We start from the raw sequence: 17,178 nt of genomic DNA, 5'->3' as shown, positions 1-17,178 counted from the left end.
GATTTTTTCATGAATATCATTTGGCTGGGCCACGGCAGTTTCCGCATCGAGACCGGAGGGCAAGTGCTGCTGATCGACCCTTGGCTGACCGGCAACCCCGTTCTGCCCGAGGATCAGCACGACGCGGCCCTTGACGGCGCGACGCATATCCTTCTGACACATACGCATTTCGACCACGTGGCCGATGTAGTCTCGCTGGCCAAACACCTCAAGGTTCCGGTTGTGGGTCAGTACGACCTGATGGGGTACTGGAGCGAGTCCGAGGGGATTGAGACCGTAGGCTTCAACAAAGGCGGCACTGTGAACTTGAACGGGGTGATGGTGTCGATGGTTCCAGCCTCGCACAGTTCGACCTTTTCCACACCCGACGGACTGCGTACCGGCGGCAGCGAGGTCGGGTTCATGATCGCGGGGGATGGTCACATGCTCTATGTGTCAGGCGACACAGATATCATGGCCGACATGGACTGGATGGGGGATTATTACAAACCCGACATCGGCATTCTGTCGGCAGGCGGACACTTTACCATGGACATGAAGGGCGCAACTTACGCCGCCAGGCGCTATTTCAACTTCAAGACCGTGATCCCCTGCCACTACAAGACTTTCCCGATTCTGGAACAATCGGCGCGGCCTTTGGTCGAGGGCTTGCCCGGCATCGATGTAATCGAGCCCGAAGTGATGCAGCCCATCAAGTTATAAAAAAACCTATAGGCCGGGCTTCAGCCCGGCACATCCCCCCGACGCGCCGCGAAGAATGCCTTTAGCAGTTCGGCAGCTTCCTGCGCTGCGATACCATCATAGACTTCGGGCACATGGTGCGCCTGCGAATGGGTGAAAACCCGCGCGCCATGGGCCACGCCACCCGATTTCGGGTCAGCCGCGCCGTAGTAGATCCGCCGGATACGCGCCGCAGCTAAAGCCGCCGCACACATCGCACAAGGCTCCAGCGTGACGTACAGGTCATGATCCGGCAAACGCTCAGACCCAACAGCGGCGCAGGCCGCGCGCAAGGCAAGGATTTCGGCGTGTGCAGTCGGATCATTCATCTCGCGCGTGCGGTTGCCTGCAGCGGCCACGACGCGATCGCCTGCGACAATCACGGCCCCCACCGGAACCTCGCCCCGGTCTGCTGCGGCGCGCGCCTCTTGCAGCGCGATATTCATGAACGATCTGAACTCCATGCCTTTGACTGCATCAGAAACGCGTCTTTCGCAAGGCAACGGGATGCGCTATGGGCTGCGGATGAGTAAAACCCCTCCTCCCGGCGACCGTATCGCCAAAGTGCTTGCCCGCGCGGGCGTTGCCTCGCGCCGTGAAGCCGAACGCATGATCGAAGCCGGTCGTGTGAGCGTGAATGGCAAGACCATCACCAGCCCCGCCCTGAACGTCACCGGCAAACACAAGATTACCGTGGACGGCAAGCCGGTGTCCGAACCCGAGCCGTCGCGCCTGTGGCTTTATCATAAACCACCGGGTCTGGTGACGACGACACGGGACGAAAAGGGCCGCGCGACGATCTTCGACAACCTGCCTGAGGACATGCCCCGCGTCATGAGTGTCGGACGGCTGGACCTGAATTCAGAAGGGTTGCTGCTGCTGACGAATGACGGCGGCATCAAGCGTAAGCTGGAGCTGCCCTCGACCGGCTGGCTGCGCAAATACCGCGTGCGGGTGAATGGTCGCCCCAAGGACGAAGACTTCGCCCCCCTGCGCAAGGGTCTGGTGATCGACGGCGAACGGTTTCTGCCGATGGATGTCTCGCTGGACCGTCAACAGGGCGCAAACGCATGGCTGACAATCGGTCTTCGTGAAGGCAAAAACCGCGAAATTCGCCGCGCGATGGAGGATATCGGCTATGCCGTGAACCGGCTGTTGCGCGTATCTTATGGCCCATTCCAACTGGGCAATCTAAAGCCCGGCGAAGTCGAAGAAATCCGACGCCGCGTGATGCACGACCAACTTGGTTTAGACGCTGATCCCGCAACTCCGGCCAAACGCCCCGCGCGGCCGCAAAGAAAACGTGCGCCCATCGGCAAGAAACCTCGCAAGTGACGCCAGTTAAACAACCTTCCCCCTAGCTTCGCAGGGTCTCTTGCCCTAGATTTTCCAGTAGGAAAGTCTTTGGGGGGCGTCATGTCCGGGACCGGAGTACAAAAACTGGCCTATGTGGTCCTACTTGTACTGCTCTTCGGTGTTTGCACCGGCGTACTTGGGGGCTTGTGAGCAGATGGCCAAACGCTATGGCGGAAAATTTAGTCCTCAGGGCGACGCTTCTCAGCCAGACCAACCCGCGCGCGGTCAATTCGACGGCGCGCGCGTAGAACCTGCGGGCGCGCGCGCAAACCTGCTTTTCCTGCCTGCCGTGCCGCTGGTGTTTCTGTCGCTCAACGATGGCGCGGTTGGAATGACGATCGGATTGATCGCGGCGGGCGTTCTGACTGCGGCAGCGTTCCTTTTGCGTGAAGGCTTGCGCGCCGAAGCCGCGTATAACGCGCGCCGCGTTGCGCGAAAGCCCGCATTTCCACGAAAAATTTTCGCAAGTATTCTCACTGGCCTCGGCACAGTGCTGGCCTCCTATCGTTCCGAATTTCTGGACGCGGCCTCTGCGTCTGAGGTCAGCTTGATCGCGCCAATCCTGTTTGGCTGTGTGGCGACGGTATTGCATTCGGCTTCCTTCGGGTTTGATCCGCTTTCAGACAAAGGGATGGAAGGCGTCGACACATTCCAGCAAGACCGCGTTGCGCGGGTTGTAGAAGATGCCGAACAGCACCTGACTGAGATGACAGACGCCATTAAGCGCGCTGGCGACCGAAGGATCGAGGCCCGCGTGGAACAGTTTCAGGACACCGCCCGAGATTTGTTTCGAACCGTCGAAGAAGACCCCCGCGATCTGGCCGGGGCGCGCAAATACATGACTGTATATTTACAGGGCGCGCGGGATGCGACGATTAAGTTTGCTGATGTGTATGCACGTACCCGCGACGCGCAGGCATTGGCTGACTATTCGGCCCTTTTGGATGATCTTGAACAGAATTTCGCGGCGCGAACCCGTAAATTGCTTTTGGATGACCGCAGCGACCTGACTGTTGAAATTGACGTGCTGCGCGAAAGGTTGCAGCGCGAAGGGGTTCGGTTGGATTGACCGGCCATTTTTTGAGAAAGGATTTCAAATGTCCAATGAGATCAAGAACAAGGCGGTAGAAGCAGAAACGCTTGTGCAGGAAGTAACGGCCGTCGCGCTGCCCGAACCCGCAGCCGAAGTGGTTTCGCTGGAAGAAGCGGATGAACCCGTCAGCGCGGAAATTCGCAAACGCATGGACGAGATTGACATGGACAACACGAATTCGATTGTCGCGTTTGGTTCATCCGCCCAGGCCGAGTTGCAGGAAATCAGCCAGGCGATGCTGGCAGACGTACGAAACAAGGACGTCGGCCCAGCCGGAGACAGCCTGCGCAATATCGTCACCACGATCCGGGGATTCTCGGTTAGTGAATTGGATGTGCGCCGTGAAAGAAGCTGGTGGGAAAAGCTGATCGGAAAAGCGGCCCCATTTGCAAAGTTCACCGCGCAATACGAAGAGGTCCAGGGCCAAATCGACAAGATCACCGACGACTTGCTGGGGCATGAACACACGTTGCTCAAGGACATCAAGTCGCTGGATTTACTGTATGAAAAGACGCTTAGTTTCTATGACGAACTTGCGCTTTACATCGCCGCTGGCGAAGAAAAGCTGACCGAGCTGGACAGCCATGACATTCCTGAAAAGGAAGCCGAAGTTAACGCCGCGCCCGAAGAAGAACAGGTGATGAAGGCGCAGGAATTGCGCGACATGCGCGCTGCCCGTGACGATCTGGAGCGCCGGGTCCACGACCTTAAGCTGACGCGGCAGGTGACGATGCAATCTCTGCCCTCGATCCGGTTGGTGCAGGAAAACGACAAGTCGCTTGTAACCAAGATCAACTCGACATTGGTAAACACCGTCCCGCTGTGGGAAACTCAACTGGCGCAGGCCGTCACCATCCAGCGCAGCGCGGAAGCTGCCTCGGCTGTGCGGGATGCGAATGATCTGACCAACGAGTTGCTGACATCCAACGCGGCCAACCTGCGGCAATCGAACAAGATGATCCGCGAGGAAATGGAACGTGGCGTATTTGATATCGAAGCGGTCAAACAGGCCAATGCCGACCTGATCGGGACGATTAACGAAAGCCTGGCAATTGCAGACGAAGGCAAAGCGCGACGCGCAGCCGCGGAACAAGAATTGCAAAAGATGGAGGCCGAGTTGCGCGATACTTTGGCCTCGGCCAAAGCACGCAAGGACGGCACTGGCGACAACGCCGGCAACGCTGTGCCGGGATAACCGAATGCGGAGACCGGGATTTCCAAAAGCTGTTCTGGGCATTGTTTCGCTGTTGGCGCTGGCCAATTGTGATGAGACACTGACGTCTTCCGTCGTCCCAGAAACGCGGCCTGCGCCCCCAGCACCTGCGGCGAATGCCTATGTCGCTCCGTCTGCCGCAAGCCAGGACCTTGCGCGTTTTTATGAACGGGTTGAGCGTGATCTGCTGACACGCGGTTTGCTGCGCACAGATGGCGGCGGGCCGGACACCCCGTTCGATGCAGACGACTTGGCGCGGAACTTTGAAGCTATCGCTTTCTACAGCGAATATCCCGATCACGCGGTCGCAGCATCGTCCCGGCAGACCGACGGGCAACTCAGTCGCTGGTCGGGGCCTGTGAGGGTACAGACAGAGTTCGGTCCCTCGGTCTTGCCTGCCACACGCACGCAAGATGCAACCGAGGTTGAATCCTTTACCGCACGGCTGGCAAAACTGACCGGGCACCCGATCTTGGTCGTGAATCGCCGCGCAAACTTTCACGTCTTTTTCGCAGGCAAGGATGACAGCGCCTACGTCGTGACCCGTCTGAAAGAACTGATCCCGAATATCAGTCAGGCCTCGCTGGAACTGGTTGCCAATCCGCGCGCGAATATCGACTGTTTCGTCTTTGCCTCAGCCACAAGTTCTTCACCATATAAATACGTGCGTGCCGTCACCTTGATCCGATCCGAGTTGCCGGAATTGCTGCGTCGTAGCTGCATCCACGAAGAAATTGCACAAGGGTTGGGATTGTCGAACGACAGCCCTGCAGCGCGGCCTTCGATTTTCAACGATGATGATGAATTTGCGCTGTTGACCAGCCATGACGAAAAGCTTCTGAGCATGTTGTATGATCCGCGCCTCGAACCCGGCGTGACGGTAGATAGCGCGCGCCCGGTGGTCCGGATTATTGCACGCGAATTAATGGGCCAGCCGCTCTGAACCCCCTGAAAGGAGACCCCAAATGGGTATTTTCGATTTTCTGACCGGCGAATTTATTGACGTCATTCACTGGGTCGATGACACCCGCGACACAATGGTTTGGCGGTTCGAGCGTGAAGGTCATGAGATCAAATACGGGGCCAAACTGACCGTGCGCGAAGGTCAGGCCGCCGTGTTCGTGCATGAAGGACAATTGGCGGATGTGTTCACGCCGGGCCTTTATATGCTTGAGACCAACAACATGCCGATCCTGACAACCCTGCAGCATTGGGATCACGGGTTCCAGTCACCGTTCAAGTCCGAGATCTATTTCGTCAACACCACCCGGTTCAACGACCTGAAATGGGGCACCAAAAACCCTATCATGCTGCGCGACCCCGAATTCGGACCAACCCGCATCCGCGCGTTCGGAACCTATACGATCCGCGTCAAGGATCCGGCGAAGTTCATGGTCGAGATTGTCGGCACAGATGGCGAATTCACGATGGATGAGATCAGCTTTCAAATCCGCAACATCATCGTGCAGGAATTCAGCCGCGTGATCGCCGGATCGGGAATTCCGGTCCTGGACATGGCCGCCAACACCGCTGATCTGGGCAAGCTGATCGCAGCCGAAGTCTCACCGGTATTGGACAGCTACGGGCTGGAGATGCCCGAGTTTTACATTGAAAACATCTCGCTTCCGCCTGCGGTCGAGGCGGCGCTGGATAAGCGCACGTCAATGGGGCTGGCGGGCGATCTGGGTAAGTTCACGCAATATTCAGCGGCCGAGGCAATGACAGCGGCTGCCAACAATCCCGGTCAGGGCGGCGGTATGGGCGCAGGTCTTGGAATGGGCGTGGGAATGGCGATGGCCCAGCAGATGTCGAACATGGCAGCGGGTCAACAGAGCGGCCCGTGGGGAAGCCCCGCCCCCGCTGCCCCGCAACCGTCGGCGCACGCGGCACCGCCGCCCCCGCCACCCGTCGAACATGTCTGGCATATCGCCGTGGATGGGCAGACCAGCGGACCATTTTCGAAAGCTAAGATGGGACGCATGGCCGCCGAGGGTGAAGTCACACGCGACACCCACGTTTGGACAGCAGGTCAGGATGGGTGGAAAAAGGCCGGCGATGTTCAGGAGCTTGCTCAGTTGTTCACCATCCTGCCACCACCTCCGCCGGGGACCTGATCCGGTCCGCGTTTGTTTTTGATGAACGAGGGGGCAACATGACCAAAGAGCACAGATTTCCCTGCGATCAATGCGGTGCGGACTATCGGTTCAATCCGGGCGACGGAACGCTGACGTGCGATCATTGCGGCCATTCCCAGAGCATCGCCGCCGGTCCTTGGGGCGGCGCAACCCTGAAGGAACTGGATTTCAACGCCGCCCTGTCAGAAAACCTGCCGGAAGGTGAAATCGAAGAAACCCGCGTTCTGACCTGCCCCAATTGCGCAGCCCAAGTCGAGTTTGACCCCGACACCCATGCAGCGGAATGTCCGTTTTGCGCCACCCCAGTGGTCACAGGTACCGGCGTCAGCCGACATATCAAGCCACGCGGTGTTCTGCCCTTTGCATTGGACGAGCGTTCCGCGCACAAAGCGATGGGGGATTGGCTTGGTCGTTTGTGGTTCGCGCCCAATGGTCTCAAGGACTATGCCCGCAAGGGGCGCAAGATGCAGGGTATCTACGTACCCTACTGGACATTCGACGCGGATACGCAATCCTCTTACCGGGGCGAGCGCGGGACGGTTTATTACGAAACCCACACGGTGATGCGCGACGGAAAGCGGGTGCAGCAGCAGGTCGCCAAGATCCGCTGGTCACCAAAATCGGGGCGGGTCGCGCGCTTTTTCGATGACGTTCTGGTCCTGGCTTCTCGATCCCTGCCCAAAAGCTATACCGATGCGTTGGAACCGTGGGACCTACCTGCGCTGGAACCTTATCAACCCGAGTATCTGGCGGGCTTTCGTGCTGAGGCTTACACCGTTGAACTGAACGAAGGTTACACTGAGGCTCGGGGGTATATGGCTCGAGTGATTGAGCGTGATGTTCGGTTCGATATTGGTGGTGATCGCCAACGCATTCATTCGGTCGATACGGACGTTCGGGATGTGACCTTCAAGCATATTCTGCTGCCGGTCTGGATGGCCGCCTACAAGTACCGTGGCCAGACCTATCGGTTTGTTGTCAACGGACGTACCGGTCGGGTTCAAGGTGAGCGTCCATGGTCGGCGATCAAGATCACGATCGCGGTTGTTGTCGGCCTGCTGGTCGCGGCAGGGGTTGGGTATCTGCTGGCGACTGGGCAACAGTGATCGGGCGAACGGCATCAGGACCGGTTTCGCCGTTTAAGCGCTTGAACATCCTCAAACCACACGCCATCCTCGCCCCGTCGACGCCGATGGGGAGGCCAGTGTGACGTTATCGGACCTGAACACGCTATTGGCTGCGCGCCACTCCTGTCGGGCATTCCGCCCCGATCCGGTTCCACGGGAACACATCGAGCAAATCCTGATCAGCACAGGGCGTGTGCCCAGTTGGTGCAATGCACAACCTTGGAATGTCGTCGTCACCAGCGGCACTGAAACCGAGCGTTTTCGCAATGCCCTGCGAGAGGAGGCAATGTCCGGCGCGCCAGCCCCTGACATGCCCTTCCCCACATCCTATTCGGGCGTCTACAGGGATCGCCGCCGCGAATGCGGGTGGGCCCTTTATGAAGCCGTCGGCGTGGAACGTGGCGACCGCGCGGCTTCGGCACGACAAATGATGGCGAACTTCACTCTGTTTGATGCGCCGCACTGTGCGATCTTGTCTAGCCCGGCTGAGCTTGGGCCTTATGGGGCGATGGATTGCGGCGGGTTCGTCACCGCCTTTACGCTTGCGGCCCAAAGCCTTGGCGTGGCCACCATTCCGCAAGCGGCAGTTGCAAGTTATGGCCCGTTCCTGCACCGCTATTTTGACATCCCGGAAGACCGTCTGATCCTGTGCGCGATATCCTTTGGCTATGCCGACAAAGACCACCCGGCTAACGGTTTTCGTACGGATCGCGCCAGCCCGGACGCTTTTGTCGACTGGCTCGGCTAAGAACATTTTGGAGAAACAGATTGCGCGCAGTATTACAACGGGTCTCTCACGCCAAGGTTTCGGTGGATGGCGACGTGATTGGTCGAACTGGCCCCGGCCTCATGGTGCTTGTTTGTGCAATGCAGGAAGATGACGAGGCGTCTGCACAGCGGCTTGCGACCAAAATCTCCAAGCTACGCATATTCAAGGATGATGCAGGCAAGATGAACCGGTCCGTTCTGGATATTAGCGGATCCGCTCTTGTGATCAGTCAGTTCACGCTGGCCGCTGACACATCGCGCGGAAATCGCCCCGGGTTCTCAGAAGCTGCCTCGCCTGAGCCTGGTAAGCATCTGTACGAGGTGTTCGCTGCACAGTTGAGTAGTCTCGGGATTCCTACGGAAACAGGGCAGTTCGGGGCGGATATGGCAGTGGAGCTGGTCAATGATGGCCCCGTCACGATTTGGGTAGAAAGCTGATGGATCAAAAACAACGTGCAATTCGCATCTGGCAAGCCGGTGTGGATGCAGTCGGCGGGCACGCGGCGACCACAGCAGTCTTGGACAGCATTGCGGCACCCGATCAAATTCTCGCCGTTGGGAAACCCGCCGCAGCGATGGCGCGAGCCGCGCTGGAACATTTTGGGCCTAAACCGACATTGGTTGTCACCAAAGATGATCACGGACGCTATCTGCCTGACCATGTGACGATTATAGAAGCCGCACACCCCGTGCCGAATTCTCGCAGCCTTGACGGGGGCCGCGCCCTACGTGAGGCGGTAGAAGCGATGGGCCCTGCCTCGCATTTGCTGCTGTTGGTGTCAGGCGGCGCATCCTCGCTTGCCGAGGATCTTGTTCCCGGCAAAACGCTGGCTGATTTGGAGCAGTTGAACCAAAAGCTGCTGTCTGAAGGGCTGGACATAACGGCCATGAACGCCGAGCGTCGCAAGCTGTCGCGCATCAAGGGCGGTGGGCTTCTCTCGCATTTTCGCGGCGACACGGCGACTGTACTTGCGATTTCTGACGTGCCCGGCGATGACCTGAATGTCATCGGGTCGGGAATTGGTGCATTGCCCGACGCACCAAAGTTTCAAGCCTCGACTCAGATCGTGGCCTCTAACGCCATTGCCCGGGCTGCTGCGGTTGCTGCCGCAAAGTCAGAATGCTGCGATGTGATTACGAATGAAGAATGCTTGCACGATGACTATCTGAGCGTCGCAAGTCAGTTGGGACAACGTCTGCGCGACATGCCGAAAGGCGTCATGGTCTTTGGCGGAGAACCAACGGTTGTTCTGCCCAAAAAACCCGGACGCGGTGGGCGCAATCAGGCGCTGGCGCTGGCCTTGGCCAAAGAGGTTTCGGGCATTCCTGGCATAACGATAGTGGTTGGTGGCACTGATGGAACGGACGGCCCGACAAACGCAGCGGGAGCCGTGATTGATGGGGCCACCTGGAATCCAACAGCGGAAGAATTTCTGAAAAACGCCGATAGCGGCAGCTATCTGGATCAGGTTGGGGCCTTGCTGGTTACGGGTCCGACCGGGACAAACGTAATGGACTTGCTTGTCGCAATCCGCACGTAGTTTGACGATTTTCAATGGACCGAAAAAATCAAAGACGCTGAGACTGAGACAATGACGCCCAATCCCAACACGCTGTACGATATTAAGGATCTGCCGGATGTTGGCATTCACATGCCGGACGGTTGCCGCCTTTCGGCGCGAATCTGGATGCCCGAAAAAGCTACCGAGACCCCCGTTCCCGCCATTCTGGAATTTTTACCGTATCGCAAACGCGACGGGACCGCGACACGCGACGCGCTGACCCATCCCTGGTTTGCCAAACGCGGTTACGCCTGTATTCGTGTCGACACGCGCGGCAATGGCGACAGCGAAGGGCTGATGGAAGATGAATATACCCAGCAGGAACTGGACGATGCAGTCGCGACGATCGAATGGTTGACGAAACAGCCTTGGTGCACGGGCAGCGTCGGCATGATGGGTATCAGTTGGGGCGGCTTCAACGCGCTACAGGTCGCGGCCATGCAGCCCGAGGCGCTGAAGGCGATCATCACGCTCTGTTCGACGGCTGATCGCTATGCGGATGACATCCATTACAAGGGTGGTTGCCTGCTGAATGAAAACCTCGGATGGGGCGCGACAATGTGGTCCTATTCTTCGCGCGCGCCAGATCCGGCCTTGCGTCCGAATTGGCGTGAACTGTGGCTGGACCGGCTTGAGAATGAACCGTTCCTGCCCTCGGTCTGGCTCCGCCATCAGACACGGGATGCGTATTGGCAGCATGGCTCGGTTTGCGAGGATTTCAGCGCGATCCAAGCTGCGACTTTGGCCGTCGGGGGCTGGGGCGACGCGTACAAAAACACGGTTCCCTTGCTCGTTGAGCAGTTGAAGGCCCCGGCCAAAGGCATTGTTGGGCCTTGGGTTCACAAGTACCCGCATTTCGCCGTGCCCGAACCCCGGATCGGGTTTCTACAAGAAGCGTTGCGCTGGTGGGACCACTGGCTGAAAGATGCAGATACCGGGGTTGAGAGCGACCCGGATTACCGCGCATATCTGATGGACGGGGTTCGCCCGCAACGCTGGTACAACGACCGCCCCGGGCGCTGGATCGCTGAGAATGAAGGCGCCACATCCCATTTGCCGACGCAAGATTGGCACCTGACCGATTCCGGAATGGGCGCGTCGGGTCCTATGGATGTCAGGGTCCGTTCGCCTCAGACATGCGGCATGGAAAGCGGTGAGTATTGCGCCATCTGGCTTGGTCCGGACATGCCAGGTGACCAGCGTACAGACGATGCCATGTCCGCCTGTTTTGACGGCGAACCATTTAGTGCGGATCTTGATATCGTCGGTGCACCCCGCATTCGGTTGCGGATCAGCGCAGACCGACCTCAGGCGCAGGTTGCCATACGTCTGAATCACCTGCACCCGGACGGGGCCTCTACGCGCATCACATATGGCGTGTTAAATCTGTCCCATCGCGACAGCCATGCCCAACCTGCCCCCTTGTCCCCCGGCGTCGCGTATGATGTCACGCTGGATCTGGACCACATCGCCTATCGGGTTCCGAAAGGTCACCGCCTACGCGTGGCTGTTTCAAGTGCCTATTGGCCCTTGATCTGGCCGTCGCCGGAGCCGGTTGAACTACATCTGACTAAGGGCGAAGTCTCGATCCCTGTTCGTCCGACAGAAACAGATGAATATGTTTTCCCGCCCCCCGAATCCGAGGCGCCGCGTGACGCCACCATCCTACGCAAGGCCCAAAACAACAGACGTGTCGAAACGGATATGAACACCGGTGAGACCCGCCTGATCATCGAAGATGACTTTGGCCTGACAAAGGACAATCACCACGGCCTGACAAATGGCGGAACCGCTTACGAATGCTGGTCGATCCACCCGGATGACCCTCTTTCAGCCAAAGGGCATTGCCTCTGGACGCAGGAATTGCAGCGGGACGGTATTGAATTGCGAACCGAAACATCCTGTCAAATGTGGTCAGATCACACTAGTTTCTTCCTCAGGGCGAAATTGACAGCCTATGAGGGGGAGGTTGAGGTGTTTTCGAAGGAACTGGAGGATACCATACCGCGCAACCAGATGTGATTTTTCGGGCTGAAAAGGTAAGACATTTATCCTTGCTCAGAAGCGCGAATTGCGCCTAACTTGACTCATGCGTCAATAAAAGCCCGCAAAGGGCCAAAAATATCCAACCAATTGGGAGATCATTGGATGAACGAACAACTCACTCACATGACCAAAGAGGTCACAGCGGGCAAGCTGACCCGCCGCGAATTCATGGGGAAAGCTGCGGCCTTGGGTGTATCGACAGCGATGGCCAGCACACTGTTCGCAGATGCTGCACGCGCGGCAGGCCCGAAAAAAGGCGGTGATCTGAAATTTGGTCTGCAAGGCGGCGAATCGACCAACTCGCTTGATCCGGCAACCTATGCAAGCTCGGTTCCGTTCCAAAACGGCAAGCAATTCGGCGACCAACTGGTCGAAGTTGCGCCTGACGGCTCGATCGAACCGCGCCTTGCTGAAAGCGTTGAAGGCAGCGCCGACGCTAAGGTCTGGACCTTCAAGCTGCGTCAGGGCGTGGAATTCCACAACGGCAAAACCATGACCAGCGAAGACGTGCTGAAGACCATGGAGCGCCATTCGAACGAGGACTCCAAGTCCGGTGCTTTGGGCATCATGAAGGGCATCGAGTCGATGAAGGCCGATGGCGACAACTTCCAGGTCACGCTGACCGAACCGAACGCCGACCTTCCTTACCTGATGGCCGATTATCACCTGATCGTTCAGCCCGATGGCGGCATGGACAACCCAGGCGCGGGTATCGGCACCGGCCCCTACCAGTTGGAAGTCGACGAGCCCGGCGTACGCCATGTGTTCAAAAAATTCGCCAACCACTGGAACCCGGATTTCGGCAATTTCGATAGCGTCGAAGTGGTCGTCATCAACGATGCCACCGCGCGTACCGCTGCGTTGCAATCCGGTCAGGTTCACGCGATCAACCGCGTCGAGCCCAAAGTCGCAGACCTGCTGGGTCGTGCGCCCAACCTGACCGTACACTCGACGGCCGGTCGTGGGCACTATGTGTTCATCATGCATTGCGACACTGCACCGTTCGACCAGAATGAGCTGCGCCTGGCACTTAAGCACGCAATCAATCGTCAGGAACTGGTGGACAAAGTTCTGCGTGGCTATGGCACCATCGGGAACGACATGCCAATCAACGCGGCCTATCCGCTGTTCGATGGTTCGATCCCGCAGCGTGAATTCAGCCTCGAAAAAGCGGCCGAGCACTACAAGAAGTCCGGCCATGACGGCTCGCCGATCATTCTGCGTGTTGCAGACGGCGCCTTCCCCGGTGCTGTCGACGCGGCGGCGCTGTTCCAGCAGACCGCAGCGCAAGCTGGTATCCCGCTGGAAATCAAGCGCGAGCCCAATGACGGCTATTGGTCCGAAGTCTGGAACGTACAGCCTTTCTGCGCATCGTACTGGGGTGGCCGTCCGGTGCAGGATCAGATGTACGCAACCGCGTATCTGTCGACAGCGGATTGGAACGACACGCGCTTCAAGGTCCCGGCCTTTGACGAGATGCTGTTCCAGGCCCGTGCGGAACTGGACAACGACAAGCGTAAGGACATCTACAGCCAGATGGGTCAGATGGTCCGCGACGAAGGCGGCCTGATCTGCCCGATGTTCAACGACTTTGTCGAAGGCATCAGCAACCAGCTTGCCGGGTGGGATTCCGATCCGACCCAAGAGATGATGAACGGCAACGTTTCTCGTAAGATGTGGTTCGCCTGATACGGGTCACGGATTTATGCATCCTATATTGAAACTGGTTTCCCAGCGCCTGGCGCTGGGACTCCTTTTGCTGCTCGGCGCTTCGGCCCTGATTTTTGGCATGACCGAAGCCCTTCCCGGAGACGCCGCGCAAGCCGTCCTGGGGCAGTCCGCAACCCCAGAAGCCCTTGAAAACCTACGCGAAGAGATGGGCCTGAACCGGCCTGCGCTGACCCGCTATTTCGAATGGCTGGGGGGCCTTGTTCAAGGTGATCTGGGACAATCCCTGACCAACAAGCTCGACATTGCCGAATCCGTCGGTGGCCGTCTGAGCAATACCCTGTTTCTTGCATTCTGGGCGGCGGTTATTTCCGTCCCGCTTGCTATCTTTCTGGGCCTGCTGGCCGTGCGCTACCGCAACCGCTGGCCCGACAAGCTGATCTCGGCGGTCACCCTAACCACGATCTCGATCCCCGAATTCCTGATCGGCTACGTTCTGGTCTATTTCGTGGCTGTGAAGCTGGGCATGTTCTCACCGCTTGCGATGATCAATGACAGCATGACACTTGGTCAAAAGCTGAACTCGATCGCATTGCCTGTTATCGTTCTGACGCTGGTGGTCCTTGCGCATATGATGCGAATGACACGCGCAGCGATCCTGAACGTGATGCAGTCGGCCTATGTCGAGACTGCTGAACTGAAGGGGTTGACCAACTTCAAGATCATCTACCGCCACGCGCTGCCCAACGCGGTTGCGCCAATTGTCAACGTGGTGATGCTGAACCTGGCCTATCTGGTGGTCGGCGTCGTCGTGGTCGAGGTGGTGTTCGTCTATCCCGGCATGGGACAGTACCTTGTAGACCACGTGACCAAGCGTGATGTTCCGGTGGTTCTGGCCTGCGGCGTGATCTTTGCCGCGATCTATATCGGGTTGAACATGGTTGCCGACATCGTTGCCATTCTTGCCAACCCAAGGCTGAGGCATCCGAAATGAAGAACATCCCAATCTCTGCAATGATCGGGCTGGCCTTCACAGCCCTCTACTTCATCATCGCTCTACTTGCGCCCCTGTTGGCCCCTTATGGCATGGCCGAGGTCGTGGGCGACGTGTGGGAGCCTTCGAGTTCTCAGTTCTGGCTTGGCACCGACAATATCGGGCGCGACCTTCTCAGCCGCATGATCTATGGCGGGCGGACGACGATCTTTATCGCTACGGCTGCGACGATCCTCAGCTTTGTAACCGGCTCAATCCTTGGGTTTCTGGCCGCCGTACTGGGTGGCTGGGCCGATCAGGTCATGTCGCGGACCGTCGATCTGATCATGTCGATCCCGACGTTGATCAGCGCGCTGGTCGTTCTGGCGATGGTCCCCGTGACCATCCCGGTTCTGATCCTGGTTATGGGGCTGCTGGATTCCACCCGCGTCTATCGTCTGGCCCGTGCGGTCGCGGTAGATATCGCTGTGATGGACTATGTCGAGGCCGCAAAACTGCGCGGTGAAGGCCAATCGTGGATCATCTTCCGCGAAATCCTACCCAACGCTTTGTCACCGCTGGTTGCGGAACTAGGTCTGCGCTTTATCTTTGCGGTTCTCTTTGTGTCGACACTGTCGTTCCTTGGCTTGGGTGTTCAACCACCCTTGGCCGATTGGGGCGGGATCGTGAAGGAAAACAAGGACGGTATCGTCTATGGCATCGGCGCGGCGCTATACCCGGCTGTGGCCATCGCAACGCTGGCGATCTCGGTCAACCTGGTGGCTGACTGGGTCTTGAACCGCACCACATCGCTGAAAGGAGGCCGGGGATGAGTGATACCCTTCTCAAGGTCCGCGACCTCAAGATCGGCGCGACCGTTTATCCGCCGGGTGAAAAACCCCATGACATCGAGATCGTGCACGGGGTCAGCTTTGACCTCGAACGCGGCAAGGTGCTGGGGCTGATCGGAGAATCCGGCGCTGGTAAGTCAACCATCGGTCTGGCCTCGATGGCCTATGGCCGGGGCGGTGTGCAGATCACAGGCGGTGAGGTTTGGGTCAACGGGCGTGACATCCTGAAGACCTCATACGGCGATATCCGAAAGCTGCGCGGGGGTGAGGTTACTTACGTGTCTCAATCTGCAGCGGCGTCCTTCAACCCCGCCAAGAAGATCATGGATCAGGTGGTCGAAGCTGCGGTGGAACAGAAGAAGTTCAGCCGCAAAGAAGCCGAAAAACGCGCGCGCGAGCTGTTCGCCAAGCTGGGTCTGCCCGACCCCGACAATATCGGTGAGCGTTATCCGCACCAAGTATCCGGCGGTCAGCTACAGCGCTGTATGACCGCTTTGGCGCTGTGTCCCGAACCCGATCTGGTGGTGTTTGATGAACCCACCACGGCGTTGGACGTGACCACCCAGATCGACGTTCTGATGGCCATCAAAGAAGCCATCGCGGATACCGGTGTTGCCGCGCTTTATATCACGCACGACCTTGCCGTGGTCGCGCAGGTCAGCGACGACATCATGGTTCTGCGCATGGGCAATACGGTCGAGTACGGCAATACCGACCAGATCATCAACAACCCGCAGGAAGAGTATACCAAGGCTCTGGTCTCGGTCCGCTCGATCGAACACGAAGAGAAAAAACCCACACCTGAACCGGTGCTGAGCGTTAACGGCATCACCGCGCGCTATAAGGGGCTGAATTTCGACGTGCTGCACAACGTCAATGTCGAGCTTCACCCGGGGCAGACGCTGGCGGTTGTGGGTGAATCCGGCTCGGGCAAGTCGACGCTGGCGCGGGTGATCACCGGCCTTCTGCCGCCGCGCGATGGTGAGATCACCTTTGCCGGGCGCAAGCTGTCGGCAGACCTTAAGGGTCGCACCCGCGAGGACCTGCGCGAGTTGCAGATGATCTACCAGATGGCCGACGTTGCGATGAATCCGCGTCAGACTGTCGGGACCATCATCGGTCGCCCGCTGGAGTTCTATTTCAACATGCGCGGCGCGGAAAAGCGCAAGCGGATCATCGAACTGCTGGATGAGATCGAGTTGGGCGAAAAGTTCATCGACCGTTATCCGGCGGAACTGTCGGGTGGGCAGAAACAGCGTGTCTGTATCGCCCGGTCTCTGGCGGCCAAGCCCAAGATGATCATCTGTGATGAGGTGACCTCGGCACTGGACCCGCTGGTGGCAGATGGCATCCTGAAACTGCTTCTGGACCTGCAAAAGATCGAGGATGTGGCCTTTCTGTTCATCACGCACGATCTGGCGACGGTCCGCGCGATCAGCGACAGTATCGCGGTGATGTATCAGGGCCGTGTGGTCCGTTACGGCCCTAAGTCACAAGTGTTGAGCCCACCGTTCGACGACTATACCGACCTTCTGCTCAGCTCGGTCCCCGAGATGCATCTGGGCTGGTTGGAAGAGGTTGTCGCCCACCGCAAAATGGAAAGCGCGGGGAACTGATCCCGCAAAAAACACTCATGAAATCCCGGCACGTGTCACAAACAGGTGTC

Annotated in this window: 16 protein-coding genes; 15 read left to right on the top strand and 1 reads right to left on the bottom strand. The window is 58.3% G+C overall.

Annotated features, from left to right (window positions below; genetic code table 11):
• Nucleotides 1-9 precede the first annotated feature (9 nt).
• Nucleotides 10-702, top strand: a complete 693-nt coding sequence (locus tag GOX73_RS00535; protein WP_171122360.1) for a metal-dependent hydrolase — start codon at nucleotides 10-12, stop codon at nucleotides 700-702.
• Nucleotides 703-722: 20 nt separating this feature from the next.
• Here the strand turns inward: GOX73_RS00535 and GOX73_RS00530 are convergent, their stop codons facing one another.
• Nucleotides 723-1,184, bottom strand: a complete 462-nt coding sequence (locus GOX73_RS00530; RefSeq protein WP_171120433.1) for a nucleoside deaminase — start codon at nucleotides 1,182-1,184, stop codon at nucleotides 723-725.
• On the opposite strand from GOX73_RS00530, the gene GOX73_RS00525 reads away from it, so the two are divergent.
• From GOX73_RS00525 to GOX73_RS00460, 14 genes are all read left to right on the top strand, one after another.
• Nucleotides 1,165-2,055: a pseudouridine synthase gene (locus GOX73_RS00525; RefSeq protein ID WP_254429093.1), complete on the top strand. Its 891-nt coding sequence runs from the start codon at nucleotides 1,165-1,167 to the stop codon at nucleotides 2,053-2,055. The genes GOX73_RS00530 and GOX73_RS00525 overlap by 20 nt on opposite strands.
• 175 nt (nucleotides 2,056-2,230) lie before the next feature.
• A complete protein-coding gene (locus tag GOX73_RS00520) occupies nucleotides 2,231-3,145 on the top strand; it encodes a 5-bromo-4-chloroindolyl phosphate hydrolysis family protein (RefSeq protein WP_171122358.1) in 915 nt (304 codons plus the stop codon).
• A gap of 28 nt (nucleotides 3,146-3,173) precedes the next feature.
• The gene (locus GOX73_RS00515) at nucleotides 3,174-4,364 is read left to right on the top strand and encodes a toxic anion resistance protein (protein WP_171120429.1); all 1,191 of its coding nucleotides are present in this window, start codon (nucleotides 3,174-3,176) and stop codon (nucleotides 4,362-4,364) included.
• A 4-nt stretch (nucleotides 4,365-4,368) separates the two neighbouring features.
• Nucleotides 4,369-5,325: a DUF2927 domain-containing protein gene (locus tag GOX73_RS00510; protein ID WP_171122357.1), complete on the top strand. Its 957-nt coding sequence runs from the start codon at nucleotides 4,369-4,371 to the stop codon at nucleotides 5,323-5,325.
• 22 nt (nucleotides 5,326-5,347) lie between these two features.
• A complete protein-coding gene (locus GOX73_RS00505; protein ID WP_171122355.1) occupies nucleotides 5,348-6,496 on the top strand; it encodes an SPFH domain-containing protein in 1,149 nt (382 codons plus the stop codon).
• A 38-nt stretch (nucleotides 6,497-6,534) separates the two neighbouring features.
• Nucleotides 6,535-7,623: a TFIIB-type zinc finger domain-containing protein gene (locus tag GOX73_RS00500; protein WP_171122353.1), complete on the top strand. Its 1,089-nt coding sequence runs from the start codon at nucleotides 6,535-6,537 to the stop codon at nucleotides 7,621-7,623.
• Between the two features lie 100 nt (nucleotides 7,624-7,723).
• Complete coding sequence (locus GOX73_RS00495) at nucleotides 7,724-8,392, top strand: nitroreductase (RefSeq protein WP_171122351.1); 669 nt, start codon at nucleotides 7,724-7,726, stop codon at nucleotides 8,390-8,392.
• Between the two features lie 20 nt (nucleotides 8,393-8,412).
• A complete protein-coding gene (dtd, locus tag GOX73_RS00490) occupies nucleotides 8,413-8,850 on the top strand; it encodes a D-aminoacyl-tRNA deacylase (RefSeq protein ID WP_171122349.1) in 438 nt (145 codons plus the stop codon).
• Nucleotides 8,850-9,953 carry a DUF4147 domain-containing protein gene (locus GOX73_RS00485; protein ID WP_171122346.1) on the top strand — a complete coding sequence of 368 codons (1,104 nt, stop codon included), beginning with the start codon at nucleotides 8,850-8,852 and terminating at the stop codon, nucleotides 9,951-9,953. Before dtd ends, GOX73_RS00485 begins: the two co-directional genes overlap by 1 nt.
• A gap of 51 nt (nucleotides 9,954-10,004) precedes the next feature.
• Entirely contained in the window at nucleotides 10,005-11,996 is a 1,992-nt protein-coding gene (locus GOX73_RS00480) for a CocE/NonD family hydrolase (RefSeq protein ID WP_171134749.1), read from the top strand.
• A gap of 126 nt (nucleotides 11,997-12,122) precedes the next feature.
• Nucleotides 12,123-13,709, top strand: a complete 1,587-nt coding sequence (locus GOX73_RS00475; RefSeq protein ID WP_171122342.1) for an ABC transporter substrate-binding protein — start codon at nucleotides 12,123-12,125, stop codon at nucleotides 13,707-13,709.
• A 16-nt stretch (nucleotides 13,710-13,725) separates the two neighbouring features.
• Complete coding sequence (locus GOX73_RS00470) at nucleotides 13,726-14,682, top strand: ABC transporter permease (protein ID WP_171120413.1); 957 nt, start codon at nucleotides 13,726-13,728, stop codon at nucleotides 14,680-14,682.
• On the top strand, nucleotides 14,679-15,494 hold the full coding sequence (locus tag GOX73_RS00465) for an ABC transporter permease (protein WP_171120411.1): 816 nt from the start codon (nucleotides 14,679-14,681) through the stop codon (nucleotides 15,492-15,494). Before GOX73_RS00470 ends, GOX73_RS00465 begins: the two co-directional genes overlap by 4 nt.
• Nucleotides 15,491-17,128 carry an ABC transporter ATP-binding protein gene (locus GOX73_RS00460; RefSeq protein ID WP_171134748.1) on the top strand — a complete coding sequence of 546 codons (1,638 nt, stop codon included), beginning with the start codon at nucleotides 15,491-15,493 and terminating at the stop codon, nucleotides 17,126-17,128. The genes GOX73_RS00465 and GOX73_RS00460 overlap by 4 nt, the downstream gene beginning before the upstream one ends.
• Nucleotides 17,129-17,178 lie beyond the last annotated feature (50 nt).

It is taken from the genome of Ruegeria sp. HKCCD7221 (assembly GCF_013031225.1).
Taxonomy (GTDB): Bacteria; Pseudomonadota; Alphaproteobacteria; order Rhodobacterales; family Rhodobacteraceae; genus Ruegeria.
The sequence above is the reverse complement of the archived record's forward strand: the minus strand, read 5'-3'. Positions and strand labels throughout refer to the sequence as shown.

What these genes read in the sequence shown, in the direction of transcription:
- GOX73_RS00500 (WP_171122353.1), top strand. Translation starts at nt 6,535, where the DNA reads ATGACCAAAGAGCACAGATTTCCCTGCGATCAATGCGGTGCGGACTAT.
- GOX73_RS00480 (WP_171134749.1), top strand. Translation starts at nt 10,005, where the DNA reads ATGACGCCCAATCCCAACACGCTGTACGATATTAAGGATCTGCCGGAT.
- GOX73_RS00530 (WP_171120433.1), bottom strand. Translation starts at nt 1,184, where the DNA reads ATGGAGTTCAGATCGTTCATGAATATCGCGCTGCAAGAGGCGCGCGCC.
- GOX73_RS00535 (WP_171122360.1), top strand. Translation starts at nt 10, where the DNA reads ATGAATATCATTTGGCTGGGCCACGGCAGTTTCCGCATCGAGACCGGA.
- GOX73_RS00470 (WP_171120413.1), top strand. Translation starts at nt 13,726, where the DNA reads ATGCATCCTATATTGAAACTGGTTTCCCAGCGCCTGGCGCTGGGACTC.
- GOX73_RS00505 (WP_171122355.1), top strand. Translation starts at nt 5,348, where the DNA reads ATGGGTATTTTCGATTTTCTGACCGGCGAATTTATTGACGTCATTCAC.
- GOX73_RS00485 (WP_171122346.1), top strand. Translation starts at nt 8,850, where the DNA reads ATGGATCAAAAACAACGTGCAATTCGCATCTGGCAAGCCGGTGTGGAT.
- GOX73_RS00510 (WP_171122357.1), top strand. Translation starts at nt 4,369, where the DNA reads ATGCGGAGACCGGGATTTCCAAAAGCTGTTCTGGGCATTGTTTCGCTG.
- GOX73_RS00460 (WP_171134748.1), top strand. Translation starts at nt 15,491, where the DNA reads ATGAGTGATACCCTTCTCAAGGTCCGCGACCTCAAGATCGGCGCGACC.
- GOX73_RS00465 (WP_171120411.1), top strand. Translation starts at nt 14,679, where the DNA reads ATGAAGAACATCCCAATCTCTGCAATGATCGGGCTGGCCTTCACAGCC.
- GOX73_RS00525 (WP_254429093.1), top strand. Translation starts at nt 1,165, where the DNA reads ATGAACGATCTGAACTCCATGCCTTTGACTGCATCAGAAACGCGTCTT.
- GOX73_RS00515 (WP_171120429.1), top strand. Translation starts at nt 3,174, where the DNA reads ATGTCCAATGAGATCAAGAACAAGGCGGTAGAAGCAGAAACGCTTGTG.
- GOX73_RS00475 (WP_171122342.1), top strand. Translation starts at nt 12,123, where the DNA reads ATGAACGAACAACTCACTCACATGACCAAAGAGGTCACAGCGGGCAAG.
- GOX73_RS00520 (WP_171122358.1), top strand. Translation starts at nt 2,231, where the DNA reads ATGGCCAAACGCTATGGCGGAAAATTTAGTCCTCAGGGCGACGCTTCT.